At 58.1% G+C, this 18791-nt stretch carries 19 protein-coding genes; 10 read left to right on the forward strand and 9 right to left on the reverse strand.

The features are described from left to right. Positions 1–208: 208 nt before the first annotated feature. Positions 209–1603: a dihydrolipoyl dehydrogenase gene (gene lpdA, locus ACR0JW_RS04025; protein ID WP_170824600.1), complete on the reverse strand. Its 1395-nt coding sequence runs from the start codon at positions 1601–1603 to the stop codon at positions 209–211. A 215-nt stretch (positions 1604–1818) separates the two neighbouring features. Between lpdA and ACR0JW_RS04030 the strand changes: the two genes are divergently transcribed. Beyond that, the gene (locus tag ACR0JW_RS04030) at positions 1819–2253 is read left to right on the forward strand and encodes a hypothetical protein (RefSeq protein WP_170676477.1); all 435 of its coding nucleotides are present in this window, start codon (positions 1819–1821) and stop codon (positions 2251–2253) included. Here the strand turns inward: ACR0JW_RS04030 and ACR0JW_RS04035 are convergent. The 4 genes from ACR0JW_RS04035 to ACR0JW_RS04050 form a co-directional block, all read right to left on the reverse strand. Continuing rightward, positions 2250–2828 (reverse strand): DUF924 family protein, encoded by a 579-nt coding sequence (locus ACR0JW_RS04035; protein WP_170610329.1) that lies wholly within the window; start codon positions 2826–2828, stop codon positions 2250–2252. The two genes, ACR0JW_RS04030 and ACR0JW_RS04035, sit on opposite strands and share 4 nt — an antisense overlap. A gap of 108 nt (positions 2829–2936) precedes the next feature. Beyond that, positions 2937–4208 carry an MFS transporter gene (locus tag ACR0JW_RS04040; protein ID WP_170610327.1) on the reverse strand — a complete coding sequence of 424 codons (1272 nt, stop codon included), beginning with the start codon at positions 4206–4208 and terminating at the stop codon, positions 2937–2939. Positions 4209–4320: 112 nt separating this feature from the next. Beyond that, positions 4321–5367: a tRNA preQ1(34) S-adenosylmethionine ribosyltransferase-isomerase QueA gene (queA, locus tag ACR0JW_RS04045; protein ID WP_170677675.1), complete on the reverse strand. Its 1047-nt coding sequence runs from the start codon at positions 5365–5367 to the stop codon at positions 4321–4323. A 44-nt stretch (positions 5368–5411) separates the two neighbouring features. Beyond that, complete coding sequence (locus ACR0JW_RS04050) at positions 5412–8792, reverse strand: YhdP family protein (RefSeq protein ID WP_480713597.1); 3381 nt, start codon at positions 8790–8792, stop codon at positions 5412–5414. A gap of 72 nt (positions 8793–8864) precedes the next feature. Here ACR0JW_RS04050 and ACR0JW_RS04055 point away from each other — a divergent pair, with 72 nt between their 5' ends. The 4 genes from ACR0JW_RS04055 to ACR0JW_RS04070 all read left to right on the forward strand — a co-directional run bounded on the left by ACR0JW_RS04055 (position 8865) and on the right by ACR0JW_RS04070 (position 12231). Next, positions 8865–9326, forward strand: a complete 462-nt coding sequence (locus ACR0JW_RS04055) for a peroxiredoxin (protein ID WP_170676473.1) — start codon at positions 8865–8867, stop codon at positions 9324–9326. Positions 9327–9420: 94 nt separating this feature from the next. Then, complete coding sequence (locus ACR0JW_RS04060; RefSeq protein WP_480713635.1) at positions 9421–10233, forward strand: ferritin-like domain-containing protein; 813 nt, start codon at positions 9421–9423, stop codon at positions 10231–10233. Positions 10234–10415: 182 nt separating this feature from the next. Continuing rightward, positions 10416–11741: a DUF5930 domain-containing protein gene (locus ACR0JW_RS04065; protein WP_480713598.1), complete on the forward strand. Its 1326-nt coding sequence runs from the start codon at positions 10416–10418 to the stop codon at positions 11739–11741. Continuing rightward, positions 11731–12231 carry a bactofilin family protein gene (locus ACR0JW_RS04070; RefSeq protein ID WP_170610317.1) on the forward strand — a complete coding sequence of 167 codons (501 nt, stop codon included), beginning with the start codon at positions 11731–11733 and terminating at the stop codon, positions 12229–12231. Before ACR0JW_RS04065 ends, ACR0JW_RS04070 begins: the two co-directional genes overlap by 11 nt. Positions 12232–12413: 182 nt before the next feature. On the opposite strand, the gene ACR0JW_RS04075 is transcribed toward ACR0JW_RS04070, so the two are convergent. Continuing rightward, positions 12414–13073 (reverse strand): hypothetical protein, encoded by a 660-nt coding sequence (locus ACR0JW_RS04075; RefSeq protein ID WP_480713599.1) that lies wholly within the window; start codon positions 13071–13073, stop codon positions 12414–12416. A 359-nt stretch (positions 13074–13432) separates the two neighbouring features. Between ACR0JW_RS04075 and aqpZ the strand changes: the two genes are divergently transcribed. After that, on the forward strand, positions 13433–14122 hold the full coding sequence (gene aqpZ / locus ACR0JW_RS04080) for an aquaporin Z (protein ID WP_170676466.1): 690 nt from the start codon (positions 13433–13435) through the stop codon (positions 14120–14122). A gap of 21 nt (positions 14123–14143) precedes the next feature. Here the strand turns inward: aqpZ and ACR0JW_RS04085 are convergent, their stop codons facing one another. Next, the gene (locus ACR0JW_RS04085) at positions 14144–15109 is read right to left on the reverse strand and encodes a DUF3179 domain-containing protein (protein ID WP_170676464.1); all 966 of its coding nucleotides are present in this window, start codon (positions 15107–15109) and stop codon (positions 14144–14146) included. Between the two features lie 142 nt (positions 15110–15251). Between ACR0JW_RS04085 and ACR0JW_RS04090 the strand changes: the two genes are divergently transcribed. Beyond that, a complete protein-coding gene (locus ACR0JW_RS04090; RefSeq protein WP_170676462.1) occupies positions 15252–15467 on the forward strand; it encodes a hypothetical protein in 216 nt (71 codons plus the stop codon). Between the two features lie 4 nt (positions 15468–15471). Here the strand turns inward: ACR0JW_RS04090 and ACR0JW_RS04095 are convergent, their stop codons facing one another. Then, on the reverse strand, positions 15472–16029 hold the full coding sequence (locus ACR0JW_RS04095) for a peptidylprolyl isomerase (protein WP_170676460.1): 558 nt from the start codon (positions 16027–16029) through the stop codon (positions 15472–15474). Then, complete coding sequence (locus tag ACR0JW_RS04100) at positions 16022–16528, reverse strand: peptidylprolyl isomerase (RefSeq protein WP_170610303.1); 507 nt, start codon at positions 16526–16528, stop codon at positions 16022–16024. The genes ACR0JW_RS04095 and ACR0JW_RS04100 overlap by 8 nt, the downstream gene beginning before the upstream one ends. 133 nt (positions 16529–16661) lie before the next feature. Between ACR0JW_RS04100 and ACR0JW_RS04105 the strand changes: the two genes are divergently transcribed. From ACR0JW_RS04105 to ACR0JW_RS04115, 3 genes are all read left to right on the forward strand, one after another. Next, positions 16662–17852 carry a phosphoglycerate kinase gene (locus ACR0JW_RS04105; RefSeq protein WP_170676458.1) on the forward strand — a complete coding sequence of 397 codons (1191 nt, stop codon included), beginning with the start codon at positions 16662–16664 and terminating at the stop codon, positions 17850–17852. 69 nt (positions 17853–17921) lie between these two features. Beyond that, positions 17922–18266 carry a lysozyme inhibitor LprI family protein gene (locus tag ACR0JW_RS04110; RefSeq protein WP_170676456.1) on the forward strand — a complete coding sequence of 115 codons (345 nt, stop codon included), beginning with the start codon at positions 17922–17924 and terminating at the stop codon, positions 18264–18266. 131 nt (positions 18267–18397) lie between these two features. After that, on the forward strand, positions 18398–18697 hold the full coding sequence (locus tag ACR0JW_RS04115; RefSeq protein ID WP_170610294.1) for a septum formation initiator family protein: 300 nt from the start codon (positions 18398–18400) through the stop codon (positions 18695–18697). The last annotated feature ends 94 nt before the right edge of the window (positions 18698–18791 follow it).

Genomic DNA, 18791 nt, shown 5'->3' on the forward strand with positions numbered 1-18791 from the left:
GTGCTGATTTATCAAACCCGGCTCGTATAGCGAGGTGACAGCAGCAGGGAAACAGGTAATTCGACGCATCCGCAAATCGCGCTGCGCGCGATGCCTCCGGCGGGGGATATTTTTTGGCCAGATGAAGTCCGGATCCCTTGTTCATCTGGCTCAAAAATATCCAGGGGGAGTCGCCCATAGGGCGGCGGGAGCAGCGCCCCCTGATGCGCTACATGTGGATTACACGCCCATAGGCATCGAGAACACTCTCATGCATCATCTCTGACAGGGTCGGATGCGGGAAGACCGTGTTCATCAAATCTTCTTCCGTGGTCTCCAGCTGACGCCCCACAACATAGCCCTGGATCAGTTCGGTGACTTCCGCGCCGATCATATGAGCCCCCAACAGTTCGCCCGTTTTGGCATCGAATACGGTCTTGATCAGACCTTCTGGTTCACCCAAAGCGATGGCCTTGCCGTTGCCGATGAAGGGGAAGCGGCCGACTTTTACGTCATACCCAAGTTCCTTTGCCTTGGCTTCAGAATAGCCGACAGATGCAACCTGCGGCTGGCAATAGGTGCATCCCGCAATGCTCTCAGGTTTCACCGGGTGTGCGTGCTGACCTGCGATCAGATCCGCGACCATGACACCTTCGTGGCTGGCCTTGTGGGCCAGCCAGGGCGCACCGGCGATATCACCAATCGCATAAAGACCGTCGACTCCGGTGCGACAGTATTCGTCCGTCACAACATGGGTTCGGTCAATTTTGACGCCCAGCGCCTCGAGCCCCAGGCCTTCAACATTTCCGACAATGCCCACAGCAGAAATCACGGTATCAAAATCGTGCTTTTCGACCTTGCCCTTGACCTCGATATGGGCCGTGACTTTACCCTTCGCGCGATCCAGTTGCTTGACCATGGCTTTTTCCATGATCTTCATGCCCTGCTTGGTAAATGCCTTCTTCGCCAGACCGCTGATTTCCGCGTCTTCAACCGGCAGAACCCGATCCATGACTTCAACTACGGTCGTGTCAGCGCCCAACGTGTTGTAGAAGCTGGCAAATTCGATGCCAATTGCGCCGGAACCAATGACCAGCAACTTTTTCGGCATCCGCGGTGGTTGCAGCGCATGCTTGTATGTCCAGACCAGATCGCCGTCGGCCTCGAGGCCCGGCAGTTCGCGCGCACGGGCACCGGTGGCCAGGACGATATTCTTGGCGGTCAGTTCCTCGGTCCCCTTGTCGGTCTTTACGCTGACTTTCCCTTTGGCAGGGATTTTTGCCTCACCCATCACGACGGTGACTTTGTTTTTCTTCAGAAGATGTCCAATTCCGCCCGACAGTTGGGCTGCAACTCCGCGCGAGCGTTTGACGACCGCGTCAAGGTCATAGCCGACCTTATCTGCGCTCAGACCGAAATCCTTCGCGCGTTCCATCAGGTGGAAAACTTCGGAAGACCGCAGCAACGCCTTTGTCGGGATACATCCCCAGTTCAGGCAGATACCCCCCAAATGTTCGCGTTCGACAACAGCGGTTTTCAGACCCAGCTGTGCGCCGCGAATGGCAGCGACATATCCGCCGGGACCGGCACCGATTACGATCAGATCAAAAGATTGTGCTGCCATGTGTTCCTCTCGGCGCAGGTCGATTGAAAATTAGTTTACCATTAAACTATTCTCCGCAATGCATCAATATACCGTCTCCGCGACAAAAGCGACGCAAGGTCATCCAAATCGAAAGACGCGGATTTCTGCCTATACCGACGGGAGAACGGGCGTTAGAACAAAAACGGCGGAGTTCTCCGGCCTTTTCTGATCAAGCTTCAACTGAAAGATGACTCATGGCCAAAACGCTTAAAGATCTTGTACTTGCCCTGCTGAACGCGACTTTGCTTCTGCTGGCGCTGTGCCTGTTTTTGGGATGGAAACTGGCTTCGACCCTCGAGGGGATAACAACCGGGTTTGCTGAAAAGCTGCAGGTCGTGGCGCCCCTGCAGGAACAGGCACAAGGTATCAGGGATGAGATCAAGGGGTTGCGGGATGAACTGACACTGATCCATGTAAATGGTGACATTGTGGATAGCGCAGTAAAACTACGCGTGACAACCGCACTGGATCGGTTGCAAGAAACACAGGATCGTCTGCAATCGGTTCAGGAGCGCTTCACTGACCTGTCGGAGTCCCCGGACGAGTTGATCAATAATGCAATTCATACATCTGCCGACGCTATCGCCGACAGAGTCATCGCGATCCGTGAGTGTAAACCTGCGTCCTAGCTTGCGGCCTGCAATTCGCGAACTGTGGACCCGTAGCCACCTTTGCTTACATAAGCGGCTTCATGTTCCGTCATCTGCCGCGACAACGCCTCGTTGCGATAGGGGAAGCGACCGAACTTACGGATTACTTCGCGATGCGCGCGGGCGTGCAACAGGTTGCCCGGGTTGCATTCGCTGAGGTTCTGACAAATCAGGCGTACACACCGTTCCTGATCACACAGATTTTCCGAATGCATCATCGGAAGATAAAAGAACTGCCGGGCGGGTTCATCAATCTTCAGATCCCAGCCTTTGTCGACCGAACATTTCGCAGCCGCCAGCGCTGCACGATCCGTCGAGAATGCCTTGCCAGAGCCCCGGAACATGTTTCGCGGGAACTGGTCCGTCAAAATGATGTAGGCCAAAGCACCGCTGGGATAGGTGAGCCAAAGAGAAAACTTGCCCTCTTTCGCAGCTTCCCAGGTTTTTAAGAACTTGTCCCGGATTTTCGCGTCCAGCGCGTCATCCTGAATATACCATCCTTCGGGGCCAACTTCATCTAACCAAAAACTCAATACTTCTTCAGGCGTAACCATTGCCGTCACTCCGTGCATTGTCCTCCCCAGGGACGTAAAGTCATTTAAGGCCGTTTTACAGAAGTGTTACAGTAACATATTGCAACACTTGCGACATAAATCCGTGTCCTAGGCATCAACCCGCTCAGCCTGCTCGGCTTCGGCGGCTTCGATGGCAACCTCCTGCGCCAATTCAAACGCCACAGGCGAAGCCGTCGGGTAAAGCGTCGACATGGTGCCAGTTTCGTCGACCGGTACAGAAGCGCGCTGTGTCATACGGTATAGCGAATAGAAGGCCATCACGAATAACAGTGCGGCAATAAACAGAAAAAAGCCCGGTGGCCCGAAGATCGCATCGCCCATCAGCCAACCTGTGATCAGCGGGCCTGCAATTGCTCCAAGCCCGTTGATAAACACCAGACCGCCGGATGCGGCGGGCATGTCATCGTGGTCCAAGAAGTCATTCGTGTGAGCAATCAGCAGGGAATAAAGCGGGTTGGACATTCCGCCGATCAGGAAGGCCGCGCCCAGAAGGATTGGAAACGATACGCCGAAAAGCATGGCCACTGTTGACCCGCAGCCACCCAGCGTTGCGACGACAAGGATCAGCACACGCCGGTCCATACGGTCGGAAAACCAACCCAACGGGTATTGCAGTACCATCGCGCCGATATAAAACGAGGCGACAAAGGTCGAGATTTCGACCAGCGAAAGCCCTGCCCGCGCGCCGTAAACGGCGGCCATGCCGAACTGAGCTGAAAAGACGCCACCCAGCAGGAACATGCCCACGCAGCCCAGCGGTGATATCCCCATCAGCTGAAGCAACGTCATGGGTTTAGCGGTGTCAAATGCCGGGGTTGGTGAAATCGACAGCAAGATGGGCGCAAAGGAGACCGAAACAAGGATCGATGCGATCACGAATGTCTCATAGCCTGCCGGGTCGCCGACCAGCATAAGGGCCTGAGCACTGATGATCCCCGCCATCTGCACAATCATATACAGCGACAGCGCCTGCCCGCGGTTTTCATTGCTGGCCGCGTTGTTCAGCCAGCTTTCAGCGGTCACATAAACACCGGAAAAGCAGAAACCGATTACCACGCGCCCGAGAATCCAGGCGATCGGATCGGTCAGCATCGGGTACATGATCATCACAGCCGAGATGAACGAGGCCAGCGCCGCAAAAACACGTACATGGCCAACTCGCCGGATCATTTCCGGCGCCAGACGGGACCCACCCAGAAACCCAAGGAAGTATGCCGACATAACAAAGGACATCTCGAGGGTCGAGAACCCTTCGATTTCGCCGCGGACACCCAGGATTGTACCCTGCAGGCCGTTGCCGATCATCAGCAACCCCATACCGAGAAGAAGCGCCCATGCGCTGGAAAGAACCTGAAGCATCGGGGCCTCCGAAAATTGCCAATCTGTCTGTCCGCACCGCAGTCAGATCAAAAAACACTCTGATCGTGCTTGTCTATGATATTGCCAGCGCCTGATCCAGCGAACGCGCCATTCACGGGATTAAAAGCGACGCGTCTCCGTACGAAAAGAAGCGATACTTCCGGGCGATTGCGTTCGCGTAGACCTTGCGCATCCGATCCTGTCCCATCAGGGCCGAAACCAGCATCAACAAAGTGGATTTCGGCAGGTGGAAGTTGGTCATCAGCGCATCTGTGACGTTAAAACGAAAGCCGGGATAAATGAAGATATCCGTATCCCCTTCCCAGGCTTCGATCTCGCCATTTCGGGCCGCGCTTTCGATCAGACGCAATGCGGTGGTTCCCACAGGAATGACCCGCCCGCCCGCGGCTTTGGTCGCCCGGATATCGGCGGCGGCTTCGGCACTGACCCTGCCCCATTCTGCATGCATCTTGTGGGTTTTGACATCCTCGACCTTGACTGGCAGGAAGGTTCCGGCCCCGACATGCAGAGTGACATGAGTGATAGAAACACCCCGGTCCGCCAGCGCCTGCATCAAGGTTTCATCGAAATGCAACGACGCGGTCGGAGCGGCCACAGCGCCCGAATTTCTGGCCCAGATCGTCTGATAATCGGTCTTGTCCTGATCGTCTGCCGGGCGTTTCGCTGCGATGTAAGGGGGCAAGGGCATCGCGCCGGCCTGTTCAAGCGCCGCATCGAAATCCTGCCCCGTCAGGTTGAAGCGTAAAAAGGCCTGTCCGTCTGCGACGGTCTCCAGCGTCGCGCTCAGTTGGTCCGAGAAGCGGATTTCCTCACCCGGCTTCACCTTCTTCAACGGTTTGACCAAAGCGGACCATGTGCCGTCGGCCTGCGGATCCAGCAAAGTCGCCTGGATCGCGGCCGATACCGGCCCCTGCGCGCTGTCGCGATGGCGGTGTCCGTTCAGGCGTGCGGGGATCACGCGCGTGTCATTCAGCACCAGCCTGTCACCGGGCTCCAACCAATCGGGCAGATTGAACACATGCCCGTCCGAAATTGAATCCCCCTGCGCCACCAGCAAACGGGCCGAGGAACGCGGGCTGGCGGGCCGCGTGGCAATCAGGTCTTCGGGCAGATGGAAATCAAAATCGCTGAGTTTCATGGCCGCGCCATACAAGGCCGCGATAGATTCGGCCACAGTTGCGTTCAATGATCTTTTGGGGGGGAACCGTAGGTGCGTTTGGGCTCATCCGGCTTGGGTGCCTGGGCATTCGGTCCATCCGACACGGTGGGTGCAGGGGCTCGCATCAGGTCCCGCAGAAACAGGGGTGCCAGACCCGACAAAGGATTCACCGAAACCTTGGGGTTCGTCAGCGGCCCCTTCAGCGTGTAGTTGAAGCCAAAAACACCTTCACCCTTTCGGGTCAAAACGCTACCGATGGCATTCACCAGATAGATGGGTGAGATCGCCCCGCGCAAATTCAGTCGCTGGGCTACAGTATCAATGCTTCCGTCAAAAGACAGGCCCATCGACGGCCCAACCGCGCTGCCGCTGAGCACCTTGATCTCTGTCGGCGTGATCCGCATCCGGCTGTCGATTGCCGAAAAGAAAATGCCCTGCCCAGCCATTTCATTCACCAGCCCCACCAAGCTGATGGCATTCAGAAGCGCCGCCATGGCTGGCGCATCCTTGATCCTTGTATCTACGATCTTCAGGATCACGTCGTAATTTCCGGGACCTGCAACCGGCTCAAGTTGCAGGTCAAATCCTCCGCCCCGCGCCTGCGTTATCACCCCGGCCGAGCGCAAAACCGCCCCCGCGTCCTGTGATTTCAGGGTAACGGCGCTGCGCCCCGCGCGCGGCGTGACCTGACCCTGTACGGTCGCCCCGCCATTGACCTGTGCAGTGAAACCGCCGTTGACGCCCCCGGTTGTCGCAAACGCGCCTTTGAAACCGGTCAATGCAACGGCTTCCGTGATCTGCAGACGATCCAGCGCGACGTTCAGTCTTGGCCCGGCCCCTGCACCACCACCGCCACTGCTTTGGCCAAAGGTTGCCTTTGCCATGTTCATGACACCGCCCAGCACCCGAATGTCCGGGGCCCCGGCCCCGCGTGAGATCAGTTCGGCAGGCACGGCCAGCCAATCACCCAAATCGAACGAGCTGAAGCTGACCCGGTCAAACGCCCCCCCTTCGCGGAACGAAATCGACGCCTTGCTGCGCAGCCCTGCCGCGTCGATCTGCAACAGATCCACCTTCAACTGATCGCCGAGCGTCGCTTCGACATCCATCGTGCCCGCGCTTCCGTCAGCTTTACGCCAACCAAGTTCCGGTATCGCCAGACCAACGCCGACAAGATCAGACGTCGCCGTCAGCCTTGGCGGCTCTCCTCCACCGATACCCAATTCGAAATCGGCCGTCCCCTGCCCGGTCAGCATCCCGTTTGGCAGGCCGGCTTTGAGTTCATCCATGAGACGGGATGAGAGTTCAATCTGGCCGCTCAAGGTGCTGCGCTGCGCACCGCCGGTGCCAATCGGCTGGTTCCAGCGCGCCTGTACCGGCACAGCACCGAACAAACCGTAACCTTCAATGGCAATGTCGTTCTGATCACCGGTCAGCGTCAGACGGTCCGCGCTGACGGTGAAGCCGGGCACCAGCCGTTCGCTGAACAGGTTTCCCAGCTCACCGGTGAAATGAAACTCGGTATCCTCAAAATCCAGCCCCTTGTGCATTGGCAAGGCCAGCGTGCCTTCAACCTTCAGGTCGCCATCCGCCAGTTCAACCGGCAGATTTGCCTTGCTCATCAGTTGCAATGGTGGGCGCTCCAGCAGTGACAGGGCCGCCGTTGTGCTGCCGCTTGCCTGAATACGTGCGATGGCCGGAGAGGACTTCTTGATGGCTGTATCAGGAATAATGAAGGACGTGCCCGATGCGTCCACCGGCCCACCTACGTCAGGGGTCACGACCCCGCTTTGCGCGGTCACGGTGAACCGGTCGCTCAGCAGGCTTGCCTGCCCCTGTGCGTCCTGGACCGGAGGCAACGTTTTTGCAAATCGGACAGTCGTTTCACTGAACCCGAAGTCCAGATAGATATCGGGCTTGACTCCCGGTTTCAGCCGCAAAGCAAAATCCACGTTCGAAAGATTGCCTTGGTAGACGTTCTCGGAAACCCATTTCCTGGGTTTTGGGGCCAAACGCTCGGGCCAATAGTTCAACAGATCGTCGGATGGCATTTTGTCCAGATGGGCATCCAGACCACCGGCCCAGCCATCGGTCAGACCTTCCAGCCGCCCCGACGCAAGCAAACGGTGGCTGCCATCCTCAATCACCATCTGGCCAAGTCGCAGGCGAAATGGGGCAAGCTTCATCTGGAAATCAAGCTCGGCACGCGACAGTTCGAGCGTCTTGGGAAACAGATTGGCCGGGTTGATCCGGATGGCGCTCAGCCTCAACTGCGATGACAGGCTTTCAAGCACATTATTTTCCAGACCGTGCAAAAACGCCTTGCCGTCGGCATGTACGGACCCCCATGCCGACTCGATTGACACCTCGTTGAAATCCAGCGTCTGGCCTTTGGGATCGTAGGTGAAATACGTGCGCGCGGCTTCAAACGGGATCGGTTTGATATCCGCTGTGGGCTGTACAGCACCCGCCCCGAGGTTCAGCGTCGCAAACACCGGACCCAAAGCACCTTCGGGATCGAAACTGCCGCGCAACGCGCCAGAGATCGGAGTCTTGAGCACCTGCAACCACGACAGTGCCAGACTTTGCCCGGCAATATCCTCGGAGGGCAGATCAGTAATGGAAATGCCGAAACTGGCCTGCGGCGAACCCAGTGTACTTGTGTAATTTGCCTCGATCGTACTGGCGTAATCGCGCCCGGTCAGTACCGAAAACCCGGTGGAAAGCCGCATCTCACCTTCGCTGCGAATGGCCTGAATGTGGCCCCCGTCCAGAACCCAGGACCGGCCCAGGCGCAAATCCTGATAGCCCAGAGTGATCGCATCCAGTTCCACCGACGTCAGAGCGGACAGGAGCGGCGACAGGAATATCTCGTCGGCTTCCTCGATCAGTTGTGCCAGATCGGGCGCCTCTTGAACCGGCGCGCTGCCGGAGCCGACGGTCAGCGTCAGCGCACCGTCCAACCCCCGGGTCAGGTCGATCTGGGCACCGCTGAGCATGATACGCTTGGGCCGCACGTTACCGCGCAACAGGGGGCGCATCGCCAGGCTGGCCTGCAAGTCAGAAACCTGTGCGATTTGCTGACCTGCCGCATCGCTGATACTTACGTCGCTCAGCCGCAATCTGGGTCGCCACCCTTCGTGGATAACGAAAGTGACATCCCCAAAGCGGATCTGCAGCCCGCCCAGCGTCCTCTCCAGGCGGTCTTCGACCCGGTCGCGCAGCCAGGCGGGCGCATGCATCGTCTGGCCCAGAACCATGAATCCGGTGAAAAGACCCAGCAGAACCAACAGCGCGACACCCCGCATCGCCCACAGGCTGGCGGCGCGGCGGCGTGACCGTCGGCGTGGAGGCTGGCTGGCCTCTCCGGTCTGCTGTTCTTCGTTTTCCGTCAAAGCGTTCACTACACCTTTCAACCTGCTAGGGCCGCCCTATAGTCCGCTAAACCGAACTTGACCAATTCAACGGAGTTTCCAATGCCCGATGTTTCAGACATAGCCCCCGATTTCGCCCTGCCACGGGACGGAGGCGGTGAAATTACCTTGTCGGACCTGCGCGGCCAAGCCGTCGTCTTATTCTTTTACCCCCGTGATGATACGCCGGGCTGCACCAAGGAATCCATCGGTTTCTCGGAACAACTTCAGAGCTTTGCGGAAGCTGGCGCTCAAGTTTTCGGCATCTCGAGGGACAGTGTGGCCAAGCATGACAAATTCGTCGCCAAGCATGGACTGACCACGCCGCTGTTGTCAGACGAGGGATCGACCACTTGCGAGGACTACGGGGTCTGGGTGGAAAAGAACATGTATGGGCGCAAATCCATGGGGATCGAAAGATCAACCTTTCTGATCGACGCTGAAGGTCGGATCGCCCGGGTCTGGCGCAAGGTCAAGGTGCCCGGTCACGTCGACGAAGTGCTGGAGGCTGTACGCGCACTTTAGGTTCGGCCCCCTCGACCCAGGCGACCATACGGTCTATCAACCGCGCGACACCAGGCTACTGCGGAGGATACCCGTGTCCGACACGCTGACGACAATGGCGACCGAAGTTCTGACCACGGCAGATGGGCGGGCCAAGACCGCGCTTTCCAAGCGCCATGCCGCCGCATGGTTTGCTGCCCGCAAGGGTGAAGCGCGGCGGATTGAAATCGGCACCGCCACGCCACCTCTGAACCCTGCCCGGCCGGAAAGGCCCGAACTGCGGTCACCACGCGATGTACCCAAACGCCGCCCCGGCTCCGAGGCCGGTCGCATCGCGCTGTTACACGCGGTGGCCCATATCGAGCTGAATGCAGTGGACCTGCACTGGGATATCATCGCCCGGTTCGGTCACATCCCCATGCCGATCGGGTTTTATGACGATTGGGTCAAATGCGCCGAAGAGGAGTCGCGCCATTTCGAAATGGTCTGTGATTGCCTTGAACAGATGGGCAGTTTCTATGGCGCCCTGCCCGCCCATGCCGGAATGTGGCGCGCGGCTGAAGATACGGCCGACGATTTGATGGGGCGGCTGGCGGTGGTGCCAATGGTGCTGGAGGCACGTGGTCTGGACGTCACGCCGGGCATGATCGAAATCTTCCGCAAGGCTGGTGCAGATGACGCCATCGCCGCGCTTGAGGTGATCTACGCCGAAGAGGTCGGCCACGTGGCATACGGCTCGAAATGGTTTCATTTTCTGTGTGGACGCGAAAACGCCGACCCAAAAGACGTGTTCCACCAGCTTGTCCGGCGCTACTTTCATGGCGCCCTGAAACCACCTTTCAATGAAGAGAAACGCGCCGAAGCCGGGCTGCCTCCGGATTTTTATTGGCCCCTCACTGAAGAGATGCCATTGCCGGGAAGCACATGATCTGGGGGCCAATGCGGCTGTTTAGGCAAAATCCCGCCGACAATTGGCCCGTTACCGGCTGTTAAGTTGTCTCTCCGGTCAACAAACTTGCCCAAATCGAACCGGCCCTCTATGCACTTCGCCCAAGGGACGGCTATCACTCACGACCGGTCCCGAATATGGGGACGAGAGAGGGAAGACGCGTGCGAACACGTCTGGCAATCAAAATTCACTCACTGCTCGAGCGGCACTTTCCCGAGCGCAGAGTTTTTCTGAAATCCGACCAGGACACCCGGTTCATCCGGCTGAGTTCCGAAACCCAGATTGTGGCGGTTGCCGGTGTGGCCATCATGGTCGGCTGGACCGCCGTTGCCACGGCCATCCTGCTGATGGACAGTATCGGGTCGGGCAATTTCCGCGATCAGGCAAGGCGCGATCAGGCGACATATCAGGAACGGCTGAATATCATCTCGGAAGAACGCGACGCGCGCGCGCAGGAGGCATTGGCCGCGCAGGACCGGTTCAACGCCGCGCTTGAGCAGATTTCCGTCATGCAATCAGAACTGCTGGCATCGGAAAATCGCCGCCGTGAATTGGAAACCGGGATCGACGTGATCCAGACCACGTTACGCGCGACGATGAAGCAGCGCGAAGAGGCGCGAACCGAGTTGGCCCAAGTGCAACAGGGCACCGATGGGGGCGACGTCTACATGGCCGCTGCCGCGAACCCCGCGCAAATGGGTTTCATGACCGAAGCGCTGGCGCGGACGGCGCAGGAACGCGATCAGATCGCCGCCAATGCCCGCGATGCATTGGATCAGCGTGACGAGCTTGAACTGGAAATCCGCCTGATGCAGGAGCGCAGCGACGAGATTTTCCGGCAACTGGAAGAAGCGATGGTCATTTCTGTCGAGCCCCTGGATAAGATGTTCCAGCAGGCAGGTATGCCCACAGACCGTATCATCGAAGAGGTCCGGCGCGGATATAGCGGTATGGGCGGTCCGCTGACCCCTTTATCCTTCAGCACGCGCGGTGAGGAGTTATCTCCGGAAGAAATCCGCGCGAACCGTCTGCTGCAGCAGATGGACCAGTTGAACCTCTACCGTATTGCAGCGGAAAAAGCGCCCTTTGCGAGCCCGGTGCGTGCCGCGGTGCGATACACCAGTGGCTATGGCACCCGTCGTGACCCCAAAACCGGTGGGCGCCGCATGCACAGTGGTGCAGATTTTGCCGGACCGCACGGCACGGATATCTTTGCCACGGCCGATGGCGTTGTCACCCATGCGGGCTGGCAGTCAGGCTTTGGGCGGCTGGTAAAGATCAAGCACGCGTTCGGACTTGAGACACTTTACGCTCATAACACAAAGATCCGCGTGAAGGTCGGTCAAAGGGTCTCGCGCGGGGATCATATTGCTGATATGGGTAGCACCGGACGGTCAACCGGCACGCATCTGCACTATGAGGTGCGGTCGAACGGGAGACCTGTGAACCCAATGACTTACATCAAGGCTGCGAGAAATGTTTTCTAAGAGCAAAATCAACGAGCCCGGTTCCAAGGCACCTGAAGCGGCCAAGCCGGCCGCCCCGGCAACACCGGCAGCACCCACCTCGACCGAGACCAAGGCCAGCACTCCGCCCAAGCCGAAGCCACCAGCATCGGTTCTGTCGTCGGACCTGCACATCACAGGCAACATCAAGACGTCCGGCGACATCCAGGTGGAAGGCACCGTCGAAGGCGATATTCGCGCCCATTTGCTGACCATTGGCGAGACGGCCACCATCAAGGGTGAAGTGACTGCCGATGACGTGGTGATCAATGGCCGCATTGTCGGCCGGGTCCGCGGCCTGAAGGTCCGCCTGACTTCGACCGCACGGGTTGAAGGCGACATTATCCACAAGACCATCGCCATCGAAAGCGGTGCGCATTTCGAAGGTTCGGTGCAGCGTCAGGACGACCCGCTGAACCCTGGCCGCAGCGGCAAGTCGGGTGCTAACCCGGCAGCGGAAGTCAGCCAGTAACCTCTGCTGAAACAGCAATAGTCTGGAGAACGCCGCAGCAACACTGCGGCGTTTTTCTTTGACTGCATCCGGGCCTTCTAGGTCTCACGCTGGTTCCACGTGGCATTGGTTTCTATGATTCCCGCAACTGCAATTGCCTTTTCGGCAAGTTCTGCCTTGGTGTCGTCTGCAAAAGCCAGCTTCTAAAACCTCTGATGCATCTCTTTTGATGTGTAGAAGTCGAATATTCTGGAGTTGTTCGGGCTTGGCCAAAAGGCGGTGATCCAAATCGCCTCGCGACCAGGAACGCGACCGGCGCACCAGTCGTTCCAGAACCGGCAGACCAGCTTGTCATCGGCAACATCCGCAACCTGCGCCAGCAGGGTTTCCAATGGCCACCCACCCAGGCTGAACATACAGATCGTATCATCCAGGTAATCATGCCCTTGCCGGTCGATCTCGCGCATCAGGAAGAGGCGCTGAAACCGATCGAGCACATTCCATTCCTCGGCTGACCAGTTATCCGGGTTGCCGGTTTCAAACCGGCTCAGGCTGACTTCAAGCCCGTTCGAGCTGACGTCTTCATCACATGCCAGCACTTCCAGTATACGTGGGAGGAGATAGGCCCAAATTATCTTATCGACGCCTTTCGGATCACATGCCGCAAAGAACCAATCCCGAATATAGTGCAGAGGCAGATCTTCAATACCCGGATTGAAGAAATCCGCTTCGATGGACGCCTCCATGCAGCACCCTTCGCAGACGCCGGTTCGTGTTGGCTTGGGGTAGGAAAAAACGCGATATGCATCTTCGATGACACCGGCGAACGGATGGTCCCCGGGCAGTTTTGCACTGAGAGGCATTTTCCGTTTTTGACCCATCCAAGATTTGACCTTGATCGCAATCGACTGAACAAGACATACCGCTGAGGTCCGGTCACTGAAACACTCATCAGGTATCTACATAGAATCTCGAGCCTCGGATGTAATGCGCTTGCCGCAGTCGGCAACTGGCGGCGGTCAATAGAACATCAACTAAGGATGCTTATGCGACGCGGGTTTCGCTTCAGCTGTGCTCAGGCGAATGAGCAGCGAAGCCAGGGCGTCCTCGACAGTCTGTTGAGTGCGGCCCGCTTTCGCAAAAAAGTTCTCCGATTTCATTAGTTTCACAAAACGTGTTTTTTGAATTAACCTGAAAATCATTGTTTTCTGGAGGACTTTTGATGTCATCAAAACTAATGGCAGAGTTTTTCGGCACCTTCTGGTTGGTGCTGGGCGGGTGCGGCAGTGCGGTACTTGCTGCAGGTGTAGCTGATGTTGGTATTGGCTGGCTGGGCGTTTCCTTTGCGTTCGGCCTGACCGTGCTGACAATGGCCTATACGGTCGGGCATATTTCAGGCGGACATTTCAACCCTGCCGTCAGCCTGGGGCTTATGATTGGCGGCCGGTTTCCGGCCAAGGATCTGTTGCCCTATTGGGGCGCGCAGGTGGTCGGCGCGGTTGTTGCGGCGATTGTTCTGTATCTGATCGTCAGCGGTGCACCCGGTTTTGAAGGCGTGGGCGGGTTTGCATCGAACGGGTACGGTGATGCATCGCCCGAAGGGTATTCGATGATGTCTGCACTAATCATCGAGATCGTTCTGACGGCGTTCTTCATTCTGATCATTCTGGGTGCGACATCTGCCGGCGCGCCTGCGGGTTTTGCCCCGATTGCAATCGGTCTGGGCCTGACTCTTATCCACCTGATCTCGATCCCGGTTACGAATACGTCGGTCAACCCGGCGCGGTCGACCGGTGTGGCGCTGTTTGCGGATGGTCCGGCGCTGGCGCAGCTGTGGCTGTTCTGGGTCGCGCCGCTGATCGGGGCCGCGATCGGAGCGGTAATCTGGAAAGTAATGTCCCCAGAAGACTAGGGCGAATTCTGTCGGAGGCCGTTAAGGGCGGCCTCCGACCATCCATTGCCCGTTCGGCCAGAAGGCATGAAAGGCAAAGGCAAACATGACATCATGGACAACGTCCCTGCCCTTGTCATCCCGCACGCGGATCGATCCGATATCACGCCCTTTTGCAATCCGCCCCGTGTCCAGCGCCGAGGCCTGACCCGGTGACCACCGTATCGTCAGCCCCGCTTCCTGCACTTCATGTTCTTCGCTCAGGCGCGTCAGGGGCCACGCCTTGTCCCCCACCCGAACGACCCGTTCAAGCGGAGGGATACCGTGCGGCGGGTCTTGTCCGGAGTACAGAAACGGTCGACGCGACGTGTCATAGCCCCGATAGGGGTTGCGCCCATAGTCGCGGTTGTAGGCGGGTTCAGCCATCACCAGCCCGTCGGGATTGCGGGCGCTGAAATCGGCCCAGCTTTCCATCCAAACCGGCAAAGTCCTGAGTTCGCGACCTGTCATGCGTCCGACAATGGCCTGACCCGTCGCCTGCTGCCACCAGCTTTGGGTTTCGCGGTCATACATCACCATATCGGAATGACGCAGTTTGCCGGTGACGCCAAAACTCAACACACGATTGGACAATCGCCGATCAAACACGATGGCCGAGTTGCAAAGCGGGCAAAATGTAACGGCGATGGGGGTGCTGCCGATACGGTCGTTCACGATCTCATGCCACATCAGATAGCGGATTGGATAGGCGCGTGGCGCGTCTCCCGCCAGTTCCACAGTTATCACAGGTTCGACATCTGCAAGCGAGCCATTGGAAACGGGGACAAAGCCGGGATCGTCCAATGCCGGAATCCCATCTTTCGGCGGACCACCAGACCGGATTTCGGACCAGTTTGTTACTGCGGATTTTCTGAAATCGGTCTCTGGCCATTCCGCACGCCATTCATCAGGGCCGGCTCCTGTGGCGGTGGCCCACATCATCAACGCACATGTGAAGAGAACGCGCATCAGCCCACCTCTTGACGTTCTGACATGCTGACGCAGCTTTCCCCCTTGGACCAGACCGATACACGCAAAATTGAATGCACCGGATCGGGGCAAAGAAGCTGCCGCTGGCACCCAATTCTGTCGCCATCATCGGCCAAAATCATTGGCCGTCAGAACCGGCGCACCATTCAAGGAGGCTATCCTGGCGGATTTTTCACAGGCAATCGCCGATGCGATCCCTGCTGCTGCAATGTTGACACTGAAAGATGTAAGCCACTTCGCTTCGTTTCAGGCGCCGGAAGCTCATACCGTGCGATCCACGTTTTCATCGATGGGTAGCGGAATGGAAAAACCCGGCGCGAAACAGCGCCGGGTTTGAGGTATTACTCGGTCACGGTGACTTTTTTCATCACGTCAGGCTGCCCGATGACGGCACCGTTCTGCCCTTCACCGCGTTTGATCGCATCAACAACATCCATGCCGTCCGTGACTTTTCCGACGACCGTGTACTGGCCGTCCAAAAACGGACCAGGCTCGAACATGATGAAGAACTGCGAGTTGGCGCTGTTGGGGTTATTACCCCGCGCCATGCCTACAACGCCACGATCGAACGTCACGTCCGAAAACTCGGCTGGCAGGTCCGGACGTTTGGAACCGCCGCGCCCGGCCAAACCCGCGTTGAACTCATCAGAGTTCTGATCGCCGAAATGCACGTCACCCGTCTGTGCCATGAACCCGTCAATCACGCGGTGGAAGATCACACCGTCATACTGACCTTCGCTGGCCAGCGCCGCGATCTGTTCAACATGTTTGGGGGCTACGTCGTCGAACAGGTCGATGGTGATGGTGCCATTGGCCCCTTGACCTTCGACTTCGATCTCAAGCCCGGTTGCCAGCGCCGGGCCGGCAATCAGAGCAAAAACTGCCGCCAGCTTATGCATCTGCCGCCACCTTGACGCTGACCATCCGATCGGGGCTTGCAGGCGGCTCGCCGCGGGTGATGGCGTCGACATGCTCCATGCCTTCGATAACGCGTCCGTAAACGGTGTACTGGCCGTTCAGGAAATGATTGTCCTTGAAGTTGATGAAGAACTGCGAATTCGCCGAGTTCGGGTTCTGTGACCGGGCGGCGCCCAGCGTTCCCCGGTCGTGGGGCAGTTTCGAGAATTCCGCCGGAACGTTCGGCAGGGACGAACCGCCGGTACCTGCCATACGCAGGTTGAACCCGTCTTCCATGTCGCCATGCTGTACGTCGCCGGTTTGCGCCATGAAACCGTCGATCACACGGTGAAAGGCCACGTTGTCGTATTCGCCTGCACGTGCCAGTTCCTTCATCCGCTCACTGTGTTGGGGCGCCACGTCCGGCAGAAGCTCGATGACGACATTGCCATCCTTCAGTTCGATGATGATGGTGTTTTCGGGATCCTTGATCTCGGCCATTTGGCCCTCCTGTCGTTTATCTTGCGCAAATACCTATGATGCGGGCGCATGAATGCCAAGTGACGCATTGACCTGAATGCAAAATGCAGGAAAAGAACCGCCTAGATCGGTTCAAAATGACGAGGATTGGGCGATGAGCTGGAAAACGCTGGACGATATGGACATGGGCGACAAACGCGTTCTGGTGCGCGTGGACATCAACGTTCCGGTCGTGGACGGCGTTGTGACCGATGCAACCCGTATTCAGCGGATCGTTCCGACCGTCCGCGATATCCTGAACGCGGGCGGCAAACCTATCCTGCTGGCCCATTTCGGACGCCCCGGCGGTGAACGCCGCGAGAGCCTGTCTCTGAAACAGCTGGTACCGACCCTGGAGGCCGCCTTTGGAGCCGAGGTCCTGTTTGCCGCCGATTGCGTCGGTGCCGAAGCCGAACTGGCCGCGCAGGAACTGAAGCCCGGTCAGGTGCTGCTGTTGGAAAACACCCGTTTCCATGCGGCAGAGACCAAGAACGATGCGGACCTGGCCGCAGGTATGGCACGCCTGGGTGATCTGTATTGCAACGACGCGTTCTCCGCCGCGCACCGCGCCCACAGCTCGACCGAGGCGCTTGCCCGTTTGCTTCCCGCTTGCGCCGGTCGTCTGATGCAGGCCGAACTTGAGGCACTGGAAGGCGCCTTGGGTTCGCCGAAACGCCCCGTCACTGCCGTTGTCGGTGGGGCCAAGGTATCGACCAAGCTGGAGTTGCTGGGCAATCTAATCGACAAGGTCGACTATCTGGTCATTGGCGGAGGTATGGCGAACACATTTCTTGTCGCCAAGGGCATTGATGTCGGGAAATCGCTGGCCGAGACCGCGATGAAGGACACGGCTGCGGAAATTCTGGCAAAGGCGGAGACGTCGGGCTGCACGATTGTCCTGCCCCGCGACATCGTGATCGCCCAAAAGTTCGAAGCCCATGCACCGCATCAGGTTCTGCGGTCTGATGGATGCCCCCCGGAGGGTATGATCCTGGATTCCGGTCCCGAAAGCGTCGCGGCCATCACCGAAATCTTTGCCCAAAGCCAGACCCTGATCTGGAACGGCCCGCTGGGTGCCTTCGAGCTGGAACCCTTCGACGCTGCCACAAACGCCGCGGCCCTGAAAGCGGCTGCGCTGACCCGGTCGGGCAAATTGATCTCGGTTGCTGGGGGGGGCGACACGGTCGCCGCCCTTAATGCGTCGGGGGCAGCCAGCGATTTCACCTACATCTCAACCGCCGGCGGCGCGTTTCTTGAGTGGATGGAAGGCAAAACCCTGCCCGGCGTTGCGGCATTGGAAGGCTAGTCTTAAAGACAAATTGGCTGCATTTCGCGCCTCATGATAAACTCTCCTTATTGAATTGGAGATTTTGTCATGAGGTACCTTGCCTGCCTGATCGTTGCATTGATCCCCGCCTATTCCGCCGCACAATCCAGTTGTAGCGGACAAACCCAACTCGACGCCAATTTCTGCGCCAAAGAAAAATGGGAAATCGCGGATCGCGAGTTGAACCGTATCTGGGCCGAAGTCAAACCGCTGGCCGATGCGCGTGGGAACGGTAAATCCCTGTTGAACGAACAGCGCGCCTGGCTGAAAGCGCGTGACGCCACCTGCGACCCGGAGCTGGCAAGCGATGGCAGCGCGGCGCCCATGTTCTATTGGGCCTGCATGGAGCAGCAAACTCTGACCCGCAATCAGGCGCTGGCGGCATGGCGCTGAGAAGCCTAATCGGCAATTCGCAAAAAAGTGCGAATCAAGGGATTCACAACGCGAACCGCCTGTGACATAGTGCGATCAGATGTCCGCAAAGGGCACGTTTTTGAGGCAGACTTCATACGGCGGTTAACAGAGTGTCCCGTTCCCATCGGCCCGGTTTGGGCTCAGTTTTGTTCTTCATGGTGGCTTTCATGCTGGGTGTCTATTTCACCTTCGCCGCCGTGCAGGGAGATTTTGGCCTGTTCAGACGGGTCGAGATTGCTGCGGAACGGGACGCTCTGTCGCGCGATCTGGCCCGGCTTGAGGCTGAGACCTCGCAAATGGAAAACCTGACCCGTCGCCTGTCGGACACCTATCTGGATCTTGATTTGCTGGACCAGCAGGCCCGTTCGGTTCTGGGTATGGTCCGCACGGATGAAATCGTCATTCACTGATCCCTGAGGTTTCAGATTTTTCATCGAAAAACCTTTGCCCGCAGTCTTTTAACGAAGACCGCAAGGCCAAGGATCGCGCATCCTGCCCCTGCGT

It is taken from the genome of Ruegeria sp. BG6, from assembly GCF_056538465.1.

Coding starts and splice junctions, on each gene's coding strand:
- lpdA (WP_170824600.1), bottom strand. CDS start 1,603: ATGGCAGCACAATCTTTTGATCTGATCGTAATCGGTGCCGGTCCCGGC.
- ACR0JW_RS04030 (WP_170676477.1), top strand. CDS start 1,819: ATGGCCAAAACGCTTAAAGATCTTGTACTTGCCCTGCTGAACGCGACT.
- ACR0JW_RS04035 (WP_170610329.1), bottom strand. CDS start 2,828: ATGGTTACGCCTGAAGAAGTATTGAGTTTTTGGTTAGATGAAGTTGGC.
- ACR0JW_RS04040 (WP_170610327.1), bottom strand. CDS start 4,208: ATGCTTCAGGTTCTTTCCAGCGCATGGGCGCTTCTTCTCGGTATGGGG.
- queA (WP_170677675.1), bottom strand. CDS start 5,367: ATGAAACTCAGCGATTTTGATTTCCATCTGCCCGAAGACCTGATTGCC.
- ACR0JW_RS04055 (WP_170676473.1), top strand. CDS start 8,865: ATGCCCGATGTTTCAGACATAGCCCCCGATTTCGCCCTGCCACGGGAC.
- ACR0JW_RS04060 (WP_480713635.1), top strand. CDS start 9,421: ATGGCGACCGAAGTTCTGACCACGGCAGATGGGCGGGCCAAGACCGCG.
- ACR0JW_RS04070 (WP_170610317.1), top strand. CDS start 11,731: ATGTTTTCTAAGAGCAAAATCAACGAGCCCGGTTCCAAGGCACCTGAA.
- ACR0JW_RS04075 (WP_480713599.1), bottom strand. CDS start 13,073: ATGCCTCTCAGTGCAAAACTGCCCGGGGACCATCCGTTCGCCGGTGTC.
- aqpZ (WP_170676466.1), top strand. CDS start 13,433: ATGTCATCAAAACTAATGGCAGAGTTTTTCGGCACCTTCTGGTTGGTG.
- ACR0JW_RS04085 (WP_170676464.1), bottom strand. CDS start 15,109: ATGCGCGTTCTCTTCACATGTGCGTTGATGATGTGGGCCACCGCCACA.
- ACR0JW_RS04095 (WP_170676460.1), bottom strand. CDS start 16,029: ATGCATAAGCTGGCGGCAGTTTTTGCTCTGATTGCCGGCCCGGCGCTG.
- ACR0JW_RS04100 (WP_170610303.1), bottom strand. CDS start 16,528: ATGGCCGAGATCAAGGATCCCGAAAACACCATCATCATCGAACTGAAG.
- ACR0JW_RS04105 (WP_170676458.1), top strand. CDS start 16,662: ATGAGCTGGAAAACGCTGGACGATATGGACATGGGCGACAAACGCGTT.
- ACR0JW_RS04110 (WP_170676456.1), top strand. CDS start 17,922: ATGAGGTACCTTGCCTGCCTGATCGTTGCATTGATCCCCGCCTATTCC.